25 protein-coding genes are annotated in these 23,032 nt (G+C 42.7%); 13 read left to right on the top strand and 12 right to left on the bottom strand.

Features of this window, described 5'->3' with window-relative positions; genetic code table 11:
- Positions 1–67: 67 nt before the first annotated feature.
- The 5 genes from LKO28_RS13310 to LKO28_RS13290 all read left to right on the top strand — a co-directional run bounded on the left by LKO28_RS13310 (position 68) and on the right by LKO28_RS13290 (position 5,059).
- The gene (locus tag LKO28_RS13310; protein WP_227695447.1) at positions 68–454 is read left to right on the top strand and encodes a RidA family protein; all 387 of its coding nucleotides are present in this window, start codon (positions 68–70) and stop codon (positions 452–454) included.
- A 93-nt stretch (positions 455–547) separates the two neighbouring features.
- Positions 548–2,653: an ATP-dependent DNA helicase RecG gene (gene recG, locus LKO28_RS13305; RefSeq protein WP_227695445.1), complete on the top strand. Its 2,106-nt coding sequence runs from the start codon at positions 548–550 to the stop codon at positions 2,651–2,653.
- 67 nt (positions 2,654–2,720) lie between these two features.
- Positions 2,721–3,911, top strand: a complete 1,191-nt coding sequence (hflX, locus tag LKO28_RS13300) for a GTPase HflX (RefSeq protein ID WP_227695443.1) — start codon at positions 2,721–2,723, stop codon at positions 3,909–3,911.
- A 2-nt stretch (positions 3,912–3,913) separates the two neighbouring features.
- Entirely contained in the window at positions 3,914–4,609 is a 696-nt protein-coding gene (lipB, locus tag LKO28_RS13295) for a lipoyl(octanoyl) transferase LipB (RefSeq protein WP_227695442.1), read from the top strand.
- A gap of 30 nt (positions 4,610–4,639) precedes the next feature.
- Positions 4,640–5,059: a 6-pyruvoyl trahydropterin synthase family protein gene (locus LKO28_RS13290; protein WP_227695440.1), complete on the top strand. Its 420-nt coding sequence runs from the start codon at positions 4,640–4,642 to the stop codon at positions 5,057–5,059.
- Positions 5,060–5,100: 41 nt separating this feature from the next.
- Here the strand turns inward: LKO28_RS13290 and trmB are convergent, their stop codons facing one another.
- Both trmB and LKO28_RS13280 read right to left on the bottom strand, forming a co-directional pair.
- Positions 5,101–5,748 (bottom strand): tRNA (guanosine(46)-N7)-methyltransferase TrmB, encoded by a 648-nt coding sequence (gene trmB, locus LKO28_RS13285; protein WP_227695438.1) that lies wholly within the window; start codon positions 5,746–5,748, stop codon positions 5,101–5,103.
- A gap of 4 nt (positions 5,749–5,752) precedes the next feature.
- Positions 5,753–5,908, bottom strand: coding sequence for a hypothetical protein (locus tag LKO28_RS13280; protein ID WP_227695436.1), 156 nt, complete (start codon positions 5,906–5,908; stop codon positions 5,753–5,755).
- 16 nt (positions 5,909–5,924) lie between these two features.
- On the opposite strand from LKO28_RS13280, the gene LKO28_RS13275 reads away from it, so the two are divergent.
- Entirely contained in the window at positions 5,925–6,851 is a 927-nt protein-coding gene (locus LKO28_RS13275) for a GDP-L-fucose synthase family protein (protein WP_227695434.1), read from the top strand.
- A gap of 3 nt (positions 6,852–6,854) precedes the next feature.
- Here LKO28_RS13275 and LKO28_RS13270 read toward each other — a convergent pair whose 3' ends face one another.
- The 3 genes from LKO28_RS13270 to LKO28_RS13260 are packed head-to-tail and all read right to left on the bottom strand — an operon-like array spanning position 6,855 to position 8,073.
- Positions 6,855–7,382: a hypothetical protein gene (locus LKO28_RS13270; RefSeq protein ID WP_227695432.1), complete on the bottom strand. Its 528-nt coding sequence runs from the start codon at positions 7,380–7,382 to the stop codon at positions 6,855–6,857.
- On the bottom strand, positions 7,357–7,776 hold the full coding sequence (locus tag LKO28_RS13265) for a hypothetical protein (protein ID WP_227695431.1): 420 nt from the start codon (positions 7,774–7,776) through the stop codon (positions 7,357–7,359). The genes LKO28_RS13270 and LKO28_RS13265 overlap by 26 nt, the downstream gene beginning before the upstream one ends.
- Before the next feature lie 27 nt (positions 7,777–7,803).
- Entirely contained in the window at positions 7,804–8,073 is a 270-nt protein-coding gene (locus LKO28_RS13260; protein WP_227695429.1) for a YtxH domain-containing protein, read from the bottom strand.
- A 229-nt stretch (positions 8,074–8,302) separates the two neighbouring features.
- On the opposite strand from LKO28_RS13260, the gene LKO28_RS13255 reads away from it, so the two are divergent.
- Complete coding sequence (locus tag LKO28_RS13255) at positions 8,303–9,841, top strand: YifB family Mg chelatase-like AAA ATPase (protein ID WP_227695428.1); 1,539 nt, start codon at positions 8,303–8,305, stop codon at positions 9,839–9,841.
- A 7-nt stretch (positions 9,842–9,848) separates the two neighbouring features.
- Here the strand turns inward: LKO28_RS13255 and LKO28_RS13250 are convergent, their stop codons facing one another.
- The 4 genes from LKO28_RS13250 to rsfS are packed head-to-tail and all read right to left on the bottom strand — an operon-like array spanning position 9,849 to position 13,672.
- Entirely contained in the window at positions 9,849–10,475 is a 627-nt protein-coding gene (locus LKO28_RS13250) for a rhomboid family intramembrane serine protease (RefSeq protein ID WP_227695426.1), read from the bottom strand.
- A gap of 14 nt (positions 10,476–10,489) precedes the next feature.
- Positions 10,490–11,137, bottom strand: a complete 648-nt coding sequence (locus LKO28_RS13245; RefSeq protein WP_227695424.1) for a lactate utilization protein C — start codon at positions 11,135–11,137, stop codon at positions 10,490–10,492.
- A 56-nt stretch (positions 11,138–11,193) separates the two neighbouring features.
- Entirely contained in the window at positions 11,194–13,254 is a 2,061-nt protein-coding gene (ftsH, locus tag LKO28_RS13240) for an ATP-dependent zinc metalloprotease FtsH (protein ID WP_227695423.1), read from the bottom strand.
- 43 nt (positions 13,255–13,297) lie between these two features.
- Positions 13,298–13,672, bottom strand: coding sequence for a ribosome silencing factor (rsfS, locus tag LKO28_RS13235; RefSeq protein ID WP_227695422.1), 375 nt, complete (start codon positions 13,670–13,672; stop codon positions 13,298–13,300).
- Between the two features lie 28 nt (positions 13,673–13,700).
- Between rsfS and LKO28_RS13230 the strand changes: the two genes are divergently transcribed.
- The 4 genes from LKO28_RS13230 (at position 13,701) to pfkA (ending at position 17,879) form a co-directional block, all read left to right on the top strand.
- Positions 13,701–14,495, top strand: a complete 795-nt coding sequence (locus tag LKO28_RS13230; RefSeq protein ID WP_227695421.1) for a biotin--[acetyl-CoA-carboxylase] ligase — start codon at positions 13,701–13,703, stop codon at positions 14,493–14,495.
- 128 nt (positions 14,496–14,623) lie between these two features.
- Positions 14,624–15,073 carry a protein-disulfide reductase DsbD domain-containing protein gene (locus LKO28_RS13225; RefSeq protein ID WP_227695420.1) on the top strand — a complete coding sequence of 150 codons (450 nt, stop codon included), beginning with the start codon at positions 14,624–14,626 and terminating at the stop codon, positions 15,071–15,073.
- 77 nt (positions 15,074–15,150) lie between these two features.
- Positions 15,151–16,875, top strand: a complete 1,725-nt coding sequence (locus LKO28_RS13220) for a protein-disulfide reductase DsbD family protein (RefSeq protein WP_227695419.1) — start codon at positions 15,151–15,153, stop codon at positions 16,873–16,875.
- A 29-nt stretch (positions 16,876–16,904) separates the two neighbouring features.
- On the top strand, positions 16,905–17,879 hold the full coding sequence (gene pfkA, locus LKO28_RS13215) for a 6-phosphofructokinase (protein ID WP_227695418.1): 975 nt from the start codon (positions 16,905–16,907) through the stop codon (positions 17,877–17,879).
- Positions 17,880–17,909: 30 nt separating this feature from the next.
- On the opposite strand, the gene LKO28_RS13210 is transcribed toward pfkA, so the two are convergent.
- Both LKO28_RS13210 and LKO28_RS13205 read right to left on the bottom strand, forming a co-directional pair.
- The gene (locus tag LKO28_RS13210; RefSeq protein ID WP_227695417.1) at positions 17,910–18,596 is read right to left on the bottom strand and encodes a response regulator transcription factor; all 687 of its coding nucleotides are present in this window, start codon (positions 18,594–18,596) and stop codon (positions 17,910–17,912) included.
- A 14-nt stretch (positions 18,597–18,610) separates the two neighbouring features.
- Positions 18,611–20,470 carry a sensor histidine kinase gene (locus tag LKO28_RS13205; protein WP_227695415.1) on the bottom strand — a complete coding sequence of 620 codons (1,860 nt, stop codon included), beginning with the start codon at positions 20,468–20,470 and terminating at the stop codon, positions 18,611–18,613.
- Positions 20,471–20,577: 107 nt separating this feature from the next.
- On the opposite strand from LKO28_RS13205, the gene LKO28_RS13200 reads away from it, so the two are divergent.
- Entirely contained in the window at positions 20,578–21,231 is a 654-nt protein-coding gene (locus LKO28_RS13200; protein WP_227695413.1) for a 4'-phosphopantetheinyl transferase family protein, read from the top strand.
- A gap of 81 nt (positions 21,232–21,312) precedes the next feature.
- Positions 21,313–22,143 carry a UDP-2,3-diacylglucosamine diphosphatase gene (locus LKO28_RS13195; RefSeq protein ID WP_227695412.1) on the top strand — a complete coding sequence of 277 codons (831 nt, stop codon included), beginning with the start codon at positions 21,313–21,315 and terminating at the stop codon, positions 22,141–22,143.
- Here LKO28_RS13195 and LKO28_RS13190 read toward each other — a convergent pair.
- Entirely contained in the window at positions 22,140–22,661 is a 522-nt protein-coding gene (locus tag LKO28_RS13190) for an NADPH-dependent FMN reductase (protein ID WP_227695411.1), read from the bottom strand. The genes LKO28_RS13195 and LKO28_RS13190 overlap by 4 nt on opposite strands.
- Positions 22,662–23,032: the final 371 nt, after the last annotated feature.

Below are 23,032 nucleotides of genomic sequence, written 5' to 3'. Positions count from 1 at the left end.
CGTAGCGATTTCCGTGTTTATTTTGGCCATCATCTATAGAATATTTTTTTCAAAGTAACTGAGCATCATGTCAAACAAACAAGTATGGAATACCGGAAATGCTCCGGCAGCTATTGGACCCTATAACCAAGCCATTCAAGCGGGGAATACATTATATGTTTCGGGACAAATCCCGTTGGTTCCTGAAACGATGGAATTGATCAATACGGGTGTAGCAGATGAAACCCATCAGGTTTTAAAAAATGTGCAAGCGATCTTAACACATGCAGGATATACGCTCAACGATGTCGTAAAAGCGAGTATTTTCATCGCCAACATGGATGATTTCGCGACCATCAACGAGGTATATGCACAATATTTCACCGAGAATCAACCTGCACGTGAAACGGTAGCCGTCAAGACACTTCCTAAAAATGTCAATGTAGAGATTTCGGTTATTGCTTGGAAAGCTTAAAGGGTAGTGGTTACTTTTTAAGGTTCAATAGTTGGGAGAACCTCAACCACCAGACCGAATAAATATTTATTTGTAAATTAGCCGTTCGGAAGGATGGCTAATTTATCTGTAATAACGCCCATAGAATATTTAAAAGGTGTGGGGCCGCAAAAAGCGGATGTGCTCAAAAAAGAGCTAAAGATTTTTACTATTGGCGATTTACTAGCCCATTACCCCTTTCGGTACATCGATCGTACGCAGTTTCACAAAATCCGTCAGTTGCATCCCGATATGATCGGCGCCCAAGTTTTGGGACGCCTTATTTCTCTGCAAGAAGTTGGTGAGAAAAGAACTAGAAGACTGGTCGGACAGTTCCGAGACGATACTGGGAGTATCGAACTCGTGTGGTTTCAAAGCATCACTTGGCTTAAAAAAAGCTTGAAGGTAGGATCGGCCTACATCATCTATGGCAAACCCTCCGAATTTAACGGCCAAATTTCTATCACGCACCCCGAGATGGAATTGTTTAATGCGCAGGAAAAGAAAATAGGCAACCTCACGATGCAACCGGTATATTCCTCCACCGAAAAGCTTAAAAAATTTAATCTCGACACCCGGGGTTTACAGCGATTGCAACAGGCGGCGCTGGAAACGGTTTTCAGTACGTTGCAGGAACCTCTTCCGTCTTATCTATTGGAAAAACATCAATTGATGAATTATGCGCAAGCTATGCTTTCGATCCATTTCCCCCAAAACACTCCAGACCTAAATGCCGCTATCCGGCGGCTGAAATTTGAAGAACTGTTTTATATTCAACTTCGTTTACTGCGCAATAAACTGCTAAATACCCAGAAATATAAAGGGCATCGCTTCGACAAAGTCGGCAATAAATTTCATACTTTTTTTAACGATCGACTTCCTTTTCCCTTAACGAACGCACAAAAAAGGGTTATTAAGGAAATACGCCAAGATACAAATACCGGTGCGCAAATGAACCGCCTGGTACAAGGAGATGTAGGATCTGGTAAAACGGTCGTGGCACTGATGGCTATGCTGATCGCTATCGACAACGGATACCAAGCTTGTATGATGGCTCCGACGGAGATTCTGGCCCAACAACATTTCGCTGGCATTCGGTCGTTACTGGGCGATAATCTTTGCAGCATAAAGTTGTTAACAGGCTCGACACCGGCCAAAGAAAGAAGGTTGATCCATGAACAATTGGAAGATGGATCGTTGGATATCCTCATCGGGACACATGCGCTTATTGAGGACAAGGTCAAATTTAAAAATATTGGCTTTGTCGTGATCGATGAACAACATCGTTTCGGTGTAGAACAGCGTGCTAAATTATGGCGTAAGAATCGTATTCCGCCGCATATGCTAGTGATGACGGCGACTCCTATTCCCCGAACGCTCGCAATGACGTTATATGGCGATCTCGACGTTTCGGTGATCGATGAACTCCCGGCTGGCCGCAAACCGATCAAGACGGTGCATTTCTACGAAAACCAGCGTTTGCGTGTATTTGGTTTTATGCGGGAGGAAATCACGAAAGGGAGACAGGTTTATGTGGTATATCCCTTGATCAAGGAAAGTGAAAAAATGGATCTGCTCTACCTGGAAGCAGGTTTGGAAAACCTGCAGCGGGAGTTCCCCTTACCCCGGTACAAAATCAGTATCGTACATGGTAAAATGCCCGTCAAGGATAAAGATTTTGAGATGCAGCGCTTTGTTAAAGGGGAAACACAGATTATGGTCGCCACGACTGTCATTGAGGTGGGGGTCAATGTACCAAACGCCTCGGTGATGATCATCGAAAATGCCGAGCGTTTTGGTCTATCGCAGCTGCATCAACTCCGTGGGCGCGTAGGACGTGGGGCGGAGCAATCTTTCTGTATCTTGTTGACAACGCACAAGCTGAGCAAAGAAGGGAAGACCCGACTGGAAACCATGGTACGCACTTCGGATGGCTTTGAAATTGCTGAGGTTGACCTCCAACTTCGTGGTCCCGGCGATATATCTGGTACGCAACAGTCCGGCGTTTTGGAAATGAAGATTGCCAACCTGGCTTCAGACCAGGCGATTCTGGTGGAGGCACGCAATAGCGTGATGGAAATCCTCCAAGAAGACCCCTCCCTTTCGACAGAAAAAAATATACCCTTGGCAAACTATTTATCACAACGTTCGCCCGGTATTTCCTGGGATAAGATTTCTTAACAACAAAAACCATTATCTTTGTAAGCTTGTTCTATGCAATACAAGCGATTGGAGAAGTAAATATTACATGGCAAAAACAAAGATATACGACACAGCAATTAAACAGGAAACGGCATTACTCGTTTCAGTAATAACCCCGCACATTTCAGAGCAGAATGCAAAGGATTACCTACAAGAACTGGAGTTTCTCGTGCAAACTGCCGGAGGCGAAGTGAAAGGGGTTTTTACACAAAAATTAGCGAAGCCCGAACATGCCACTTTTGTAGGGTCTGGTAAGTTGGAAGAAATACGGCAGTACGCGGATGCGGAGGAAATTGACATGATCGTGTTTGACGACGAGCTCACCCCATCTCAACTCCGAAACGTGGAACGCGAACTTAAACGTAAAATCTTAGATCGTTCCAATCTCATTCTGGACATCTTCGCCAAGCATGCACAGACCGCACAGGCGAAAACGCAGGTAGAACTGGCGCAGTTACAATACTTGTTACCACGGCTTACGCGGATGTGGACCCACCTTGAACGGCAACGTGGGGGTATCGGTATGCGGGGCCCGGGAGAGTCACAGATTGAAACCGACAGACGGATTATCCTTAATAAAATATCCCTCTTGAAAGAGCGTTTGAGCGTTATTGACAAGCAGAATGAAACCCAGCGTAAAAATCGAGGAGAACTTATACGCGTGGCTCTGGTAGGTTATACCAACGTCGGAAAATCTACCATATTGAACATGATATCCAAATCGGATGTGCTAATAGAAAATAAGCTATTTGCCACGTTGGATACTACGGTACGCAAGGTGGTCATCGACAATCTGCCTTTTCTGCTTTCCGACACTGTAGGTTTTATCCGCAAACTTCCACACCATTTAGTGGAATCCTTTAAATCTACATTGGACGAGGTGCGTGAAGCGGATGTACTTATACACGTGGTAGACATCTCTCATCCGAACTTTGAGGAACATATTGCAGCGGTAAATGAAACCCTTAAAGATATCGATGCACTCGACAAACCGATCATTACCGTTTTCAACAAGATAGATGCTTATAAAGCGCCCGTTGAGGTGGATGAGAATGGCGAAGAGAATAAAGTTACGCTGGAAGATTTCAGAAATTCATGGATGGGAAAAAATGCCGATCCGGCCATTTTTCTATCTGCCACGGAGAAGATGAACGTAGAAGAATTTAAACAAAAGCTGTACGAGATTATCTCTAAGTTACATACTGCACGCTATCCTTATAATAATTTGTTATATTAAGCATGAACAAGCAGGTGAAATTTGTGGACTGGGGTTTGGTGGATTATCAAGAGGCTTGGGATCGGCAGGAAACGCTCTTCACAAGAACGGTAGCTGTTAAAAACGAAAACCGCTTAAACAATACGACTCATCCTACGCCTAACCATCTTATTTTTACGGAACATCCCCATGTATACACTTTAGGAAAAAGTGGTCATGCTGAGTATCTATTGCTGGACGACGAAGGATTAAAGGAAAAAAATGCCTCCTTCTATAAAATTAACCGGGGAGGCGATATTACGTATCATGGACCGGGACAAATTGTAGGCTACCCGATTTTGGATCTGGACAACTTTTTTACCGACATTCATTTGTATCTGCGTACCCTCGAAGAGGCCATTATCCGTACCTGTAGCGACTATGGGATACAAGCTGGCCGTTACGAGGGGTTTACCGGTGTTTGGCTAGATGCAGATACTAGTAAGGCCCGTAAAATTTGTGCGTTGGGCGTAAGGGCTTCCCGCTGGGTAACGATGCACGGGTTTGCATTCAACGTGAATGCAGATCTCTCCTACTTCGGAAACATTATCCCCTGTGGTATAGATGACAAAGATGTCACGTCGCTGGAACGCGAGCTGGGATACCGACTGGATATGCAGGAGGTAAAAAACAAATTAAAGGCGCATATAGCAGATTTATTCCAGATGGAGCTGTTATAATATATCAAGCATTTTATTTAGGTTTGTGATATGATAGTTGCTGAAAGATACCATGATATTTCCTGCGGACACCGCGTAGTGGGGCATGAGGGTAAATGCCGTTTTTTACACGGCCACAACTACCGCATACATTTCACTGTAGCCGCTGACCAATTAGACGAAATTGGCCGAGTAGTGGACTTCTCTGTTATTAAAACGCAACTCTGTGCCTGGCTGGAGGAGCATTTTGACCACAAGTTTTTGATCTGGGCGGATGACGATTTACTACTTCCGCTTCAGGAAATTACGGGCGATAGCTTAGTCATCGTGCCATTCAATCCCACAGCCGAAAACATCGCGCGATACCTTGTAGAACATATCGGCCCACAACAATTACAGGATTATCCGGTCAGGCTAATCGCGTGTAAGGTTGAAGAAACCGCCAAATGTTCGGCTACTTACAGTTTGTAGATTCCTATTTTTTTGACTTTCCTTGCTGCATACGGCAGGGTTTAAAACCGCCACTGCACATAGTTTATATTTTTATTGTCTGCTAAATACTTACGTTCATAATACGTTTTGATGGACAACACGTCGTCAACCAGGTCCGAATGATATAGATCCGTGGTTTCTTTTATCTTGGTGAGGTTTAACGCGGCAATCTGCTCGATGGTATAGGCATAGAAACCGTCGTTATCGGTTTTCAGATGCATCCGTCCGCCATCTTTTAATAAAAACTTATATTTCTCCAAAAAACGTGGATTCGTCAACCGCTTCTTTTCCCGACTCTCCTGCGGCTGAGGATCCGGAAACGTAATCCAAATCTCTGCTACTTCATTTTCTGCGAAATGCTCCAGTATCGTCTCGATCTGAATCCGTAAAAAGCCTACGTTCTGGATTCCTTCCGCTAAGGCCGTTTTCGCCCCTCTCCAAATACGGTTGCCTTTGTAATCGACGCCGATAAAATTGATGTGGGGAAACATTTTTGCCAAGTTAACCGTATATTCTCCTTTGCCACAGGCAAGTTCTAATACGACGGGATTATTATTTCCGAAAAATTTTGATGCCCACTCACCTCTATATGCTTTCCCGGCCTCCAATTGCACTACATTCTCAAAAGTAGCCACCTCGGCAAATTTGCGTAACTTATCCTTACCCATGCTTTTAACAATTTGAGGCAAAAATAACCTTAATTATTGCTTTTCCCTCAAAAAAAGTAACAAAACCGAGCTGCTGGAATTCAGAAACACCACGTACAGAAAGACTACCGCGCACCAGCAAAGAATTTTGTTGATAAAAGAAAATCTTATAAGTTTGCATCGATCAATCGTTTAACGTGGAAAAAGAAGCTAAAATATATATTGCGGGACATCGTGGAATGGTGGGCTCAGCTATTGTACGGGCCTTGAAAAATGACGGCTACCACCACTTAGTCACACGGACGTCAACGGCCCTCGATTTGCGGGATCAATCGGCCGTGAAAGATTTTTTCGCTGAAGAGCGGCCCGAATACGTATTTCTGGCAGCGGCAAAAGTGGGTGGCATTATAGCAAATAACACCTATCGTGCTGATTTTCTCTATGAAAACCTGATGATCCAAACCAATGTGATACACCAAGCCTATGTGCAAAATGTTAAAAAGCTACTTTTTCTCGGATCCAGTTGCATTTATCCAAAGCTTGCGCCACAACCGCTTCAGGAAGATTATTTACTGACGGGAACCCTAGAACCAACGAACGAACCGTATGCTATCGCGAAGATCGCAGGTATAAAAATGTGCGAAGCCTATCGCGCTCAGTATGGCTGCAATTTCATCTCGGCTATGCCGACTAACCTCTATGGGATCAATGATAATTATCATCCGGAGCATTCTCACGTGCTACCTGCATTGATCAGGCGCTTCCATGAAGCTAAGGTGGCAGGCATACATGAGGTCCTCATTTGGGGAACGGGCACACCGCTGCGCGAGTTTTTATATGCGGACGATCTTGGGGAGGCCTGTGTTTTTCTGATGCAACATTATAACGAAGATCAATTTATCAATGTCGGTGTGGGCGAAGATATCAGTATCCACGATTTGGCTTATCTGGTGCGCGAAATTATAGGGTACGAGGGTAAGCTTCGCTTCGATACGAATAAGCCAGATGGGACTCCGCGGAAACTTATGGATGTAACAAAATTACATGCACTGGGGTGGCAGCATAAAACTTCCCTACGAGATGGGATAGCATTAGCTTATCAGGATTTTCTAAAAGGATCTTAAAAGCTATACACGATCGTTAAATCGTTCGTCTTCCAGGATGGCGTTTTGCTGTTGCACGACCGCTATTTTCTCTATGGCCTCTTCGTCTTCAATCCGCTGCTTTTTTTTTCTCTTCTTAGGTTGTATAAACGACGTAATTTTATTGACAAACCCGCTGATCTTATCTTGATTAACCTGCCCGATCGCCGTCTCTGAAGCCAACAAAACCATGGCCTTTTTAAACCAATTTGCTTTCCGCAGAACGGTTGAGTTGAGCACAATCGGTGCTCCAATTTGAAGCACTCTCGTCAGCCAATCGGCGTCTTTGCGTTGAACGGCTTTAGCTACGCCCGATGTTAAATCTTTAAACATATCTACTCCTGGGACGTGTGAGGTCAATCGACTAACAAAACGAAACGGAGCAGCGACCTTTACCTTGAGCAATTCATATTGATCTGATAAATAGGCTTCTTGTTCCTTCCGTCTGATATTAAGCCGGCCGATTTCTGCCTTTAGATCTTGTAAATTATTTATTTTCTGCGAATTCATCATTTCCCGTTGATTTGATTGTTTCTTCCGTAATTTCGTCGTCCTCATCGCCTTGCCACTTACTAGCGACTTTACGGATCGTCAGGTTCATAAATATTTTTTCTAAGCCCGGTTCAAAGGCGCGGATCAATAAAACGAGTATAAAGAATATCACACCCGTTAAAAAGAAGCCCAATGCATAACTTTCCAATACCTCTCCGAGGTAAAAGCCGAGGGCAAGGGAGCAGAAAAAAACAATGAATAAAGTGAATACAATTTTGACGACATCCAGCACCAAAGATCCCATTAACCGGGATCCTTTAGCCAGCCCTTTTAGCTTCAACAGTTCTAGTTGGGTATCTACGTATTCTTTACCTTTTTGAAAGGTACCGCTAAGCGAAAATTTTTCCTCTTCCATCAAATGTTTTTTTAAGCTATTAACATATTAGGCGTGTTCTACAATTTCGTCATCTACGATGGTTTCCATTTCAGAAACTTTTGATTTCACAAGCCCGACAAGTTTATCTTTAAGTTCACTAAGCTGTCCAAACTGCTCTTCGGCACGTTCTTTTATAGCATCTCCTAGATCTGACAGCGATTCATTTATCTTATCTCTGGTCTCGGCTCCTTTATCGGGAGCAAATAATAACCCCGCTACTGCTCCGGCAGCAAAACCTACTAATAACGCTGTGACTATTTTACTGTTCTCATTCATATTTCTTTGTTCTTTAAATAATCTCCCATCCAGGGGATGGAAAAATTGATTAAGCTATATATTTAACAAATATTCCTTGTATTCGTTTTAAAAATACGAAAGTATTTTGGCCTTCGAAACCACCACACAAAAAGAAAAATAAAAAAAGTGCTAAGTCATACGTTTTCAACCGTTTTTGTTTTTCTTCCACTTTTTATTTACTTTTAAGCAACCATTTAACACAAGAAATATGCTCGTCAAAACTTTTAGTAGTGCCGTATATGGTATAAATGCGACCACCGTCAGTGTAGAAACACTGATATGCCCCGGCATTCATTATCACATTGTAGGATTGCCGGATAGTGCAATTAAAGAAAGTTTGCATCGGATTGAGAGTGCAATAAGCAGCTCCAAGCATCGCATGCCCCGACAAAAGATCGTGATCAATTTAGCGCCTGCAGCTATCCGAAAAGAAGGTGCTGCATACGATTTGTCGATGGCTATTGGTATTCTAGCCGCATCGGAACAGTTACCGGAAACCTGCCTGCGCGATTATGTGATTTTGGGTGAATTATCACTCGACGGCCGTATTCAACCGGTCAAAGGTGTTTTACCCGTAGCCTTGCAGGCAAAAGAAGATGGGTTTAAAGGTATTATTTTACCAACGGCTAACGGACGAGAGGCCGCAGCTGTTCAAGATTTGGAGGTTTTAACAGCCGACACCCTACATGAGGTTATTCTTTTCTTTAATGGGCAGCAACAGTTGCCTCGCGTAATCATCAATATAGAAGATGAATTTTTACATCATATCAATAACTATGAGCTTGATTTTGCAGATGTGAAGGGTCAGGAAAATATCAAGCGCGCGCTGGAGATTGCCGCCGCGGGTGGGCACAATGCTATCCTCATCGGTCCGCCCGGCGCCGGGAAAACAATGCTTGCTAAACGTCTCCCGACGATTCTTCCGCCGCTCCGCTTAAGTGAATCGCTCGAGACGACGAAAATCCATTCCGTTGCCGGTCAGCTACGGGCACGCTCCTCGCTCATGACTAACCGCCCCTTCCGAGCTCCACATCATACCACGTCGGACGTTGCCTTGGTGGGGGGTGGTTCTTCACCACAACCCGGTGAAATTTCGCTGGCCCACCACGGAGTTTTATTTCTAGACGAATTACCGGAATTTAAGCGCTCTGTTTTAGAGGTTATGCGACAACCCTTAGAATCTCGAAACATCACGGTTTCCCGCGCTAAATTCTCCGTGGATTACCCGGCTAGTTTTATGCTCATTGCAGCCATGAATCCCTGTCCTTGCGGTTACTATAACCACCCAGAAAAAGAATGTATCTGTGGAAGCGCTGTTGTACACCGCTATTTGAGTAAGATTTCAGGCCCGTTGTTAGATCGAATAGATTTACATGTCGAGGTAACACCTGTTGCGTTTAACGAACTGTCTAGCGCACAGTACACCGAAAAGAGCGAAGCTATCCGCGCGAGGGTTATACAGGCACGTGAAATTCAGGCAAAGCGCTTTATGAATTTCCCCACTATCCATAATAATGCGCAAATGAATACGCCTACGGTACATCAGGTATGTCAAATCACCGATTCAGGCAGACAACTTTTAAAAACAGCTATGGAACGTCTTGGACTTTCGGCTCGGGCGTATGATCGGATTTTGAAAGTATCGCGTACCATAGCCGATCTGGACGGCGCTACCCAAATAGATAATCAGCACTTGGCGGAAGCCATCCAATTCAGAAGTTTAGACCGGGAAAGTTGGGCAGGATAACGTATAATTAGAACTGGCTGATAAGGTGACCAATAGACCAGGGATAAAGCAAAATCGTTAACCCTAAACCTGCAAGTGCGCCGAATAAGTGCGCGTCATGGTTAATACCATCTCGCGCTTGTTTGGATGCCCATATGCAATACCCGAGAAAGAGAAAGGCAAATAAGTAAGCTGGTATAGGAATGACCATAAAAAGTCCGAGCATGGCTTTTGGCTGAAACATGATAAAACTAAATAGTACCGCACAAATAGCTCCCGACGCTCCCAAACTATAATATCTAGGATCATTTTTCTGACGAATGATCGTGGGGATATCGCTTAAAATCAAGCTGACGAGGTAAAGTCCCGCAAAGAGCACATGTCCCACAGCTCCGCTAAATTGCACGAACATCGCTTCCAATGCAAAGCCAAAGTAATAGAAGGTCATCATATTGAAAATAAGATGCATCCAATCTTTGTGAATTAGGCCACTCGTAAATACCATATACCATTTCGACTTGTCTCTATGCAATGTATAGGGATGAAGCATTAATTTTGCATACCACTGGGGATTGGAAAACACATATAGGCTCAATCCTATTGTCAGAGCAAAGATAACGGAGGAGACAGGAGTCGCGTAAAGATAGTATAGCATAAAAAGTGTGTCTGTTAAAATCTGTCTTCGATTAAAAAGACATATAGTTCTTTCGGGCCGTGCGCACCTAATACAAGCATTTTCTCAATGTCTGCTGTTCGACTAGGTCCAGTAATCGTTGTAATCATAGACGGGAGTTGATCGCCATACTTTTCTTTCAGCCGGGTCAATCCGTGCTTAATGTCCATCACTAATTGAGAAGCTCTCGCCACCACAATATGTATGGGTGGATAGGCACTTAATCGACGGCCGGCGGGGTCACTATTGGATAATAAAACACTCCCATTCCGAGCAAGAAGTGCTTCGCAGCTTGTAATACCGGCATCTGCTACATCAAGCTGCTGATCCGTCGTATAAATAGGAAAACCATACTGCCCCAGTAGCTTTTGTATATGCGGTTCCCAAGCTAAAATTCTTTTTATTTGTAGCTTCTCCGCTAGCAATATTAAGTTCTCGATGAGTGAAATCTCTCCGTCACAATACACAAAATTACCTCCGACGCGTGTTAATTCCCTTGCAAAAGTAACGTCTAAAGATTCCTCTTCATCTTTATAAAGGGGAGAATCCTCAAAATCGATATGTGGATTCTCTCGCTTTTGTAACAACGCCTGACGAATCTTTTTCAGCATGCGTTCTTTAGCCGTGGTATTTCGAATATTCATGTTCTAGTATCCCTTACGAATGAAGTATAAATACTTCATGCCTGCCTCACATCATGCTAGCTATCCTTCTGAGACTGCGTATCGTTATTTTTACTATCCTGTGGTAATTCTAACGGCAAATCAGTTTGGGGAACCCCGCCTCCATCAGCTCCTCCATTCACAAACTCATCATAGGTGGTCCGGTTTTCAAACGGACGCTTTCCTAAAATTTGTTCTAAATCACTTTGAAACAATATTTCTTTCTCCAACAATTTCTCCGCAATGGCTACTAGGCCTGCTTGTTTCTCCAATAACAGTTGTTTGGTTCTATCATATACCGCAGTGATCAGACTTCGTACTTCTTGATCGATCAATTCTGCCGTCTGATCAGAATAAGGCTTTTGAAACTGCGCCTCTCCAGAGCCATCCCGAAAAGACACATTACCTACCTTATCATTCATTCCATATACGGCGATCATCGCATAAGCAAGTTTTGTAATCCTTTCCAAGTCATTTTGTGCCCCGGTACTGATGCGGCCAAAAGTAATATCCTCTGCTACACGTCCTCCCATCGTCATACACATGCTGTCCAGCAATTGCTCGGTCGTATACAAAAACTGTTCTTTTGGCAAATATTGCGCATATCCCAATGCGGCTACTCCTCGCGGAACGATGGAGACCTTAACCAAAGGATCCGCAAACTCTAGGAACCATCCTGCAATGGCATGCCCGGCTTCGTGATAGGCTACAATTTTCTTTTCTTCTGGTGAAATAATTTTGTTTTTCTTCTCCAACCCACCAATGACCCTGTCTATGGCATCTTGGAAATCATGCATATTGATGGAAGTCTTGTTTTTGCGCGCTGCAATTAATGCCGCTTCATTACAGACGTTGGCAATTTCCGCACCTGCAAAACCTGGAGTTTGTGCCGAAAGCTTTTTCGCGTCTACTTCTTCGGCCAGCTTTAACGGTTTTAAATGCACATTAAAGATCTGCTCACGCCCGATTAAATCCGGTTTATCAATGGAAATTTGTCTATCAAATCGTCCTGGTCGCAACAACGCTTGGTCTAATACATCTAACCGGTTGGTAGCGGCCAAAAGAATAACACCCAAATTAGTACCGAAACCGTCCATCTCGACCAATAATTGGTTGAGTGTATTTTCCCGCTCGTCATTCCCACCCATTACCGAGTTTTTGCCGCGCGCCCGGCCAATAGCATCAATTTCATCAATAAAGATAATACAAGGTGCCTTTTCTTTAGCTTGTTTGAAAAGATCACGTACCCGCGATGCACCAACACCGACAAACATCTCTACGAAATCCGATCCAGACAAAGAGAAGAACGGAACCTGAGCTTCTCCAGCAACCGCTTTCGCCAATAAAGTCTTACCCGTTCCCGGAGGGCCGACCAATAAGGCCCCTTTTGGAATTTTTCCTCCTAGATCGGTATATTTTTTCGGGTTTTTCAGAAAATCCACGATTTCCATAACCTCTGTTTTGGCTTCTTCCAAACCGGCAACATCATTGAATGTAATGTTTATCTGGCTTTCTTTATCAAAAAGTTGCGCTTTAGATTTTCCGATATTAAAAATCGCACCACCGCCAGCACCAGCGCCACCACCCATACGCCTCATCAGCAACATCCATATAGCAACAATAATGAGTAACGGAAGCATAAACGAAATAAACCAGCCCGCCCATGGGTTGGATCTATTTTCGTAATGCGGCTCGATACGGGGCTGATCCTCCGGCAATCCCGCTTGGGAATTTTTTAATTTTTCGTTGAGAATAACATCGGAAGGCTCCGTAAACGTATATTGCGGTCCCAAGTCAGGAGACAATAGGAGGGAGTTCGGCGCGGGCGCGACCTCTTTGTAACGCTCATCGGTAAGGCGATCTTTTTTGATGTATACCTCTACCTCTACTAAATCATTGCTCTTAAAGGCAACAAGTTTTTCGACATCGCCAGGCAATAATATTTCCTTCTCAAATTTTGAATAGGTAATCTCTTTCGTGCTATCGCTACTAAAAAAGTACTGAAGACCAAAGAATCCGAGAATAATTAATATCCATAACCACATCATATTGAATTTTGGCGGAATTGGCGTTACTTTTTTATTTGGAATTTTCTTCATTACAATCTATTATATCTATTTCTTCTACTCTTACTCGTTATACTTACGCACTTTGATAGCTTTCTACCTGAGCGTCACCCCACAAGTCCTCTATGCCATAATGGCTTCTTTTTTCGGTTCTAAAAATATGTACAACGACATCTACAAAGTCTAACAAGATCCATTCGCCGTTGTTTTGACCTTCTTTTCGCCAAGGTTCCTGACCAAAGGCCTTATAAACCTCTGCTTCTACACTACTGGCTATCGCGTTAATCTGTGCCGCAGAGTCCGCATGACAGATCACGAAATAATCCGATAAGGTCGCATTAATATTTCGCAAGTCCATCCGTACGATATCATTCCCCTTCTTCTCTTGCATACCATGTACGATAACTTCCGCCAACCTACCCGATATATCCTTTTTCGTTTCTTTACTCATTAAAAAATATTAGTTTTGAACGATATTTATGTTTTTAAATATTTTTCCTTTGCAAAATAATACATTTTCCCGACTTTACCTTAGACAAAATTTAATTGTACTCGACGAGGTAACATCAACCAATGATTATTTAAAACAACTTGTGTCAAATATTAAGCCACTTCCGGAGGCAACTGCCATTATGGCAAACCGCCAGGTCCGCGGAAGAGGACAACGGGGTAACGTTTGGATCGATGAACCCCACGCAACGTTAGCCTTAAGCCTAGTTTTATATCCGCCAGAGTTATCTGTCCGGCATGCGTTCAACCTCAACATGTTCGTATGCCTAGCTATCCATAATTGGATTTTAGAATTACTTCCACAGGTTCAAATTAAATGGCCTAATGATATTTATGTTGGTGACAAAAAACTGGGCGGCGTATTGATTGAAAACCAATTATCTGGGAGCCTTATCCGCTCTACGGTGATTGGTATCGGCATCAACATAAAACAACAGTCATTCCCGGTGACTATAAGGGATAAAGCTACCTCCCTTTACTTGGAAAGACCAAGCATCGCTAAGCAATCCCTTGAACACTACGCATTATCGCTCGTTTCCACAATAATGGCATATTATGAACATATCGACTTAAGAGACACCAGCCATTTATTGGATCGCTACAACCGAACGCTCTTCAGAAGAGGGATTCCTGCATCATTTGAGATAGGGGAAGCAACAGTTGTCGGGACGATACAGGGCGTAGAAAGTAATGGCAAATTGAATATTATCATCGATAACCAAGAGTGTTTGTTCGACCTAAAAGAAATCAGCTTTAAATTATAACAGCATCGTTTGGGTATATATTCCTATACGATTCTTATTTTTGTAAATATGTTACTCATAGCGGGATTAAACTTCGCAACGGATAAATAGTCTAACTAGGAAGCGTCCAGCCATAAAATTTTAATAAAATGAAAAAGATAGGTTTATTTATTACAATCATGTTATTCACCGTAGCCGGTGCAGTTGCCCAGATATACAACCCTGTAAAATGGAGCGTTGCGTCTAAAAAGTTGACTGGCAACGAGGCTGTTATTTTTATTAAAGCCACGATCGATAACGGTTGGCATATATATGGGCTGCATGTTCCAGAAGGTGGCCCCATTGCTACATCGTTTGTATTTAACCCATCGAAAGATTACAATTTGCACGGCAAAGTAGCGGCTCCTGCCCCACAGTCCAAATTTGAAAAAGCTTTCGACATGCAGGTTCCGTATTATGCAAAGGAGGTGATCTTCCAACAAAAGATAAAACTAAATAAGGGACAGACGAGTGTAAAGGGATTTGTAGAGTTTATGGCTTGCGATGCGGAAAGATGTTTACCTCCCGAGGAGTATGCTTTCAACGTCACAATTAAGTAGTATTTACGAATATAAAAAATGATAAGGCGGTAAAGTTTACCGCTTTTTTTTATTTTAGCAAATTATCTAAACAAGCTATGCAGTCATTATTTAAGCATTTGGTGCTCATACAAGTTTTACTATTTTCCGGTTTATATAGTCCTTCGTATGCACAGCAAGATAGTTTAATCTCGTTTGAAGGCCTTGAGTTTACAAACGGCTCGATTGACGAAACCGGAGATACGCTTGTAGAAGTCCCCGAGGATCTCATTTTCGACGATGGAACAGGAACGGAGGGAGAAGAAAGTGAAGCGACAGACGCACCGATTCAACATGTAGATGCAAGTGGAGCTGAAAAGCAGTCACTCTGGGGCATCTTTATTGCAGGAATACTCGGAGGTTTCGCGGCTTTCATTATGCCCTGTATATTCCCCATGGTTCCGCTTACCGTCAGCTTTTTCACAAAAAAAGGAGGATCCAGGGCAAAAGCTATATCACAGGCGCTTTTATATGGATTGTTTATCATCGTTATATATGTGGCATTGGGTATGCTCATTTCCATAACCTTCGGATCTGATGCACTCAACAGGTTATCAACCAATGGCATTTTTAACTTCCTGTTCTTTCTGATCTTGGTCATCTTCGCGGCTTCCTTTTTCGGTGCGTTCGAACTTACTTTACCCAGTTCCTTTGTTAATAAGATAGATGCACAGTCGGATCGAGGCGGGTTGCTAGGCTTGTTCTTTATGGCTTTTAGTTTAGCGTTGGTGTCTTTCTCCTGTACCGGGCCAATCATCGGGACGCTACTGGTCGAAGCGGCATCCAAGGGCGAACGCCTAGGCCCTGCTATCGGTATGTTAGGCTTTTCGATTGCATTGGCTATACCCTTCGTACTGTTCGCTTTCTTCCCGTCGATGCTCAAGTCCCTACCCAAATCAGGCGGCTGGCTCAATAGTGTTAAGGTGGTGTTGGGTTTCCTGGAATTGGCATTGGCGTTAAAGTTTCTGTCCAACGTAGACCTGGCCTATCACTGGAACTGGCTCGACCGGGAAGTGTTCCTTGCACTTTGGATAGCCATCTTCGGATTATTAGGTCTGTATCTTATCGGTAAGCTGCGCTTCGCGCACGACAGCCCACTACAGCACCTCTCTGTTCCACGGACACTCTTGGCCGTTATCGTGTTCGCCTTTGTGGTATACATGGTGCCCGGCATGTGGGGGGCTCCGCTAAAGTCGATATCCGCGTTTTTACCTCCTTCGGCTACACAGGATTTCGACCTTTCCACCGTAAATTTCGGTACGCCGGTTGCCGGGACGACCGAAACCGGTAAGCAGAAAAAGTATTACGAGATCTTTCATGCCCGCGGTACGCCCAAAGGTTTCGATCCGTATTACGACTATGAGGAGGGTCTCGCAGCAGCAAAAGAACTTAACAAACCGGTGCTTATTGATTTCACGGGGTGGAACTGTGTGAACTGCCGAAAGATGGAGGCTAACGTATGGACCGATCCAAAGGTAGCAGCACTGCTACGCGAGGAGTTCGTGATGGTAGAGCTATTCGTGGACGACCGAACAGAGCTGTCGGCAAAGGAACAATACATTTCCGAATATTCAGGCAAGCGCATCCGGACAATCGGCGCAAAAAACAGTGATTTTCAGGCTGCTGCATTTAACAGCAATTCTCAGCCGCTATATGTTATCGTAGATACGGAAGGTAATGTTTTAATACCGCCCAGCGGTGCTGACTATAATGTGAACAGCTACGCCGCTTATTTACAAAAAGGGATAACTGCCTTTAAGGACGCTGAAAACTCGCTAAAATAACAACGTTTTAATTGAAATAAAATAAGGAAATGAAAACTATAAAAAATATCGCCGTTCTGACATCTGGAGGGGATGCTCCAGGCATGAATGCTGGGATCCGTGCCGTCGTCCGTACCGGAATCTATAATAACTTAAACGTTTTTGGTGTGCGTCGCGGCTACGATGGTTTAGTAAAAGGAGAGATTCTTCCAATGGATGCAAAATCCGTGGCAAACATCATTCAACGTGGTGGAACCATGCTTAAAACAGCCAGAAGCGAAGAATTTAAAACTTATGAGGGCCGTAAACAGGCCTACGAAAACATACAAAAGCTCGGGATCGATGCCTTAATTGTTATTGGTGGAGATGGAACCTTTACGGGAGCTTCTAAGTTTATCGAGGAGTTTGATGTTCCGATATTGGGCATGCCGGGAACCATCGACAATGACCTTGCCGGAACAGATTTCACCATTGGCTACGATACGGCTATTAATACCGTTGTGGATGCAGTGGATAAAATACGAGATACCGCCGAATCGCACGATCGTGTATTCGTCATTGAAGTGATGGGGCGAGACTCCGGTTTGATTGCGCTGCGCTCTGGGATTAGTACAGGTGCCGAAGCCGTATTAATTCCCGAACTAAATGTGGACTACGACGCCATCATGAAACGTTTGGATAAGTCCCGTAAAAACAAGTCTTCCCGTATTATCATTGTTGCTGAAGGAGATAAAGAAGGCGGTGAAGTCGTTGCTGACAAAATCAAAGAAAACTTCCCCCATTATGATGTGCGCCTTTCTATATTGGGCCATATTCAACGGGGCGGTAGACCAAGCTGTATGGATAGAGTTTTAGCGAGTAGGTTGGGGGTCGCTTCAGTAGAAGGACTCTTAGAAGGAAGACGGGGTGAAATGGCCGGATTAATCTGTGGACAAGTTCAATTTACACCGTTCAACAAGGCGATTAAGCATATTGACAAGATTAACGAGAACCTGACTCGGATTGTCGAAATATTATCTCTATAACGTAAGTTAAAATGGCGCATATGCGCCATTTTAACTTACCAATAATTTGTAGCCCTTACCGTGCACATTAACTATTTCCACATTGGGATCTTCCCTGAGGTATTTACGAAGCTTACTAAGAAATACATCCATACTACGACCGGTGAAATAGTTATCGTCATGCCATATTTTCACTAATGCTTCCTCTCGTGTAAGCACGTCATTTTTGTTCAGACACAAGAGACGTAATAGCTCTGCCTCTTTGGTGGACAGTTTCTGCTGCTGCCCTTTAAAAGAAATGATCTGGCTGGTGTAATCAAAGAAATAATCGCCGATCTCAAATTTATCGACCAACTCTTCATCCTTTTCTTTCGAAACCCTTTTCAATAAGGCATTAATCCGAAGCAACAATTCTTCCACTCGGAATGGTTTGGTAATATAATCATCTCCCCCTAATTCGAATGCCTGCGTTTTATCTTCCATCATCCCTTTCGCAGTTGCATAGATTATGGGCACAGTTTTGTCCATTTTTCGGACGTCCTTACCCAACGAGAAACCATCTTTTTTGGGCATCATGACATCAAAAATACACAGGTCGTATTTATCTTTACGAAAGGCCATAAGGGCTTCGTCGCCGTCCTGGGCCAGGGTAACATCAAATTTCCCTTTTAATTCTAAGTAGTCTTTCAGAAGTTCCCCTAAGTTAGGGTCATCTTCCGCGAGTAATATCTTTTGCATATGCTTGTTAGTTTTTATGCTTCACGATCCAGTGCAGCTCCTTTTAACGGGAAAATTAACTCAAAGATTGTGCCTCTGTCTTTTTCACTTTTCACCTGGATTTTACCGTTCAGTCGTTTTACGATATCATTAACGTAACTTAATCCCAGACCAAATCCTTTCACATTATGTACATTTCCCGTCGGAATGCGATAGAACTGGTCGAAAATTTTTTCTTTTTGGTCTTTCGTCATACCCATACCTTTGTCGGCTACAGTAATGCCAATATGGTTTTTGGTGTTATAGGTTTTTACCGTGATCTCCGGTGCACCTCTACTATATTTAATGGCATTGTCCACTAAATTAAAAAACACATTCGATAAATGAAGCTCATCACCGATCACCAAATCCTTCTGCGCAGCGATATCAGTATGGAGTGTCCCTTCGGCGCGTTGGAGCTGCAAATTCATACTATCCAAAACGCCCGAAACTACTGCATTGATATTAACATCTACCTTTTCTATCTTTAAATTCTCCTTTTCGAGTCGGGCAATATTCAGCACACGTTCAATATGATTCCCCAACCGGACGTTCTCATCATAAATAATATGCGCCAATCGATTTACCCGCTTACCATCTGCAGCGATCTCCGGGTCACGAAGGGATTCGCTCGCAATCATAATGGTAGCCACCGGCGTTTTGAACTCATGGGTCATGTTGTTCATGAAGTCCGTTTTCATCTCTGAAATTTTCTTTTGCTTAAAGATGATGCTTAACGTGTACGCAAAGGCCCCGATGAGTAAAGCCAAAAGCGCTACCATAGGCAGCAGCATATATCCCATCGTGTCACGAATAACAGACGACTTATTCGGAAAATAAACAGATAGAAGCCCCGGTGAACTGTTTAAATCATTCTCAAATAATTTGGTACTGTATTTTGCAAATTGTTTCCTCGCTTTGGGATTATTATGTTGCAACGTCTCGTAGATGATATAGCTTTGGTCGTCCCGTACTTCAATATTAAATGGAACATAGATATCTCGTTTATTAAGTTCAGCATCCAATTCCTTTTTTAAATATTTAACATTTAATCGCTCCCGAAATGGCTTTTTTGCCAGCATCATACTGGATTGTACATCTTTCAGGATATGCTCACTCTTTCCTCCGATTATTGCCAATGTATCAAACAGCGTCGTAGCTTCTTGCAATTTCCGAGCATTTAATACGACTAGTTGTCTTTCCAATTCTTGTAGCTGTTCAACTATTTCACCATTTACACGCGGAATAAGTGTTGCGGTTTGCATCGCCTCCACTTGATTGTTCCTAAAATAAGGGATAATAAATCGTGTACTGTCGTCTTTGGCCGGAACCAGCGGTACTTCTCGAGTGGCAGATAACCGAATATCGGTATCGAAATAGCCTTCGCCCAAGTATTTATTATCCACATTGAAATTTATAAAACTTTGGTAACGCTTCCTTCTTATATATGTTTCGTAAAATGAATTATTTACATAAATAGCGTTAGGGACAAGTGTCTTTAAGTTTTCTTCTGCTTCTCGATAACGTTGTTGATGATCAAACTGCTGACGTTGTAGTTTCTTGATCTGTTCTTGTATTTTCAATTGGCTCGCCAAAAGCTGCTCATTGCGTTCCCGCATGGCTTGATCAGCTTTAAACTTTTCCTGATTAATACGATCCTGCTCCCGTGCAAATTCAAAAATCTCTTGCTTCTCAATTTTACTAGCAACCGAAGCAAGTGCCGCCGTGACAGCTTCGTCAAAAAGCTGTGACTTCTGTTTAAAGGATTCCCTTACGAAATAGTACTGCATAGCCATGACACCTACAAGGGCTATGGACATTAACCATATAATCAATGTAATACTACGCTTTTTCATCTCAATCCACAAAAATAGGGAGGCTTATCGTTAACGGCTAGCCTTTAACACTATTTAACAGCAAATAAGTTGAAAATTAATTTTTTTAAATACCTTTAGGTACTTATATGGCATTAGTATATCTACGTGAGTTAAATAGTGAGACAAAATTCGCTATATGGAAAATCGAGGAAACAGCTACAGAATTATTGGAGCGCTTACAACTCGATGAACGGGAGCAATCAATATTGGAACGCATCACCAAGGGAAAACGAACACTACATTGGTTAGCGTCACGTGTGTTGCTGCGCTATCTTCTCAAAACGGATTTCTTTATTTCCTGCCCATCCGATGAGAACGGAAAACCGTATTTACCGGACTACCCGTATGAAATATCCTTTACACATTCGTATGATTACGCCGGCCTCATGATGAGTCAAAAAGGACCCTGCGGCATCGATCTTGAGCTCGTAAAAGATAAGGTAGTACGTATCAAAGAAAAATTCATGAAACCGAGTGAATTGGCCTTTATTCAAAACGACCATATCGAGCAATTGTATGCGTGTTGGTGTGCTAAAGAAGCCGTTTATAAACTACAAGGCAACAAAGGAGTATCGTTTTTAGAAAACATAACTATCTCACCTTTCCGCTATAATGCGCAAGGCGTGATGACTGTGATGCTACAAAAAGGAAGCATAACCCGATCGTTTGATGTTTACTACGAAAAATTCCAAGATTACATGCTGGGATACGTCGTGGATGAACAACCCAAAGAACACTAACACAGCAGCAATTTGATAATTTGTTAACCCTTAGCACACCTTAGGTTAATAAGAATAGGTTTACTTTGGAAAAATAAACGAATGAAACGAAGTGTTGAGTTAGTGGTTATCTCTGATGTTCACCTAGGAACATATGGTTGCCGTGCGAAAGAACTGCTAAGATACCTGTCTTCTATCGCTCCTAAAAAACTTATTCTCAATGGAGACATCATCGATATCTGGCAATTTAGAAAAAGTTATTTCCCCGAATCACATCTGCAGGTATTAAAATACATATTGGATTTGGCTTACACGGATTGCGAAGTCGTATATATTACCGGTAATCACGATGAAATGTTGCGAAAGTTCGGAAAGATGCAATTCGGCCGAATAGAACTTACGAATAGAAAACTGCTAGAGATTGACAATAAGAAAGCTTGGATTTTCCATGGCGATGTTTTTGACGCGTCTATACAGCATACTAAATGGCTCGCCAAGTTAGGGGGATGGGGATATGACCGATTGATCCAACTAAACAACATCATGAATTGGGGACTAACTAAACTAGGCTATGAAAAATACTCGCTATCTAAACGTATCAAAAATTCGGTTAAAAAAGCCCTCAAATTCATATCCGATTTTGAAGAGACTGCATCACATCTCGCGATCGAGAATGGCTATGATTACGTGATATGCGGCCACATTCATCAGCCACAAATACGGCAGATAGAAACTAAAAAAGGATGTTGCACCTACCTGAATTCTGGCGATTGGATTGAAAACCTTAGTGCACTGGAATACCATAAGGGGCATTGGAGTCTATTCAGCTACGAGCATCATAAACCTCATTTGGAACAACGCCCGATAGCGGATAGAAACTTGCACAATAATGTGGAAGACCTGTTGAGAAGTATTATAAGCGGACCTATTTAAAATCGTGCTATTTCGTCGATTTGCTCACGGATGAATTTTGTGGTTAACTCGTCAATAAGTTGATCCTCGTTATCTAACTCGTCGTGCACTTTTGGCAAATGGATTTTTAAGGGTAGAACATGCATACGCATATAATTGCACACACCTGTGAAATGATCAACCCCCCGTATATTTCCATATTTTCCCGTAGACACCCCTACTAAAGCTGCTTTTTTGTGAAAAAAGGAGGCTGGAAAAGAACAGGCGTCTATAAAAACTTTTAATATGCCTGGGAAGCTTCCGTTGTATTCGGGGATGATAAATACAAATTTCCTAGCCGCTGAAACGACAGCCTGTATAGGCTCAAATTCGGCACTTCGCTTCCCATATAAGTCTGTCACGGTAATATCGCTCGGCAAATCAGCCAAGGATAATAACTCCCAAGACTCCCCTTTCCGTTGCAACTCCTGCTGATAATATTTTGCAATTTTTAAAGAGTTACTGCGTTCGCGATTCGTGCCCGATATAATTAAATTCATCTAAATATTTTCATTTATTTCTTGATGAGAATCCGATGTAAATAATGATAGCTTTATAGTCACATTTATGACATCTCGATTTCATCTATTTATTTTTTGCGCTTTAATTGTCAGCCGAAGCCCTTGATGATTGCAATAATTACGACACCGTATACTTAATGATCATTTTAATCATATCGGATTCGTATTACACAATCATGCTGTTACAAAAAGCCCGCATGCTATATATATACGGTAATGCTATTTTTTGTATCTTAGCAACCTTAGCCGTTAGGTTAGAGCTTTTGCCAAAAATACGATTTTTAACATCATTTAAGCATTTGCTTTATCTAAGGAATGTAAATTTGCCTGTAACTTTGGGGAAGTTTTAT

It is taken from the genome of Sphingobacterium sp. FBM7-1, from assembly GCF_020687765.1.
GTDB lineage: Bacteria > Bacteroidota > Bacteroidia > Sphingobacteriales > Sphingobacteriaceae > Sphingobacterium.
This window is presented reverse-complemented; position numbering and strand designations above follow the sequence as displayed.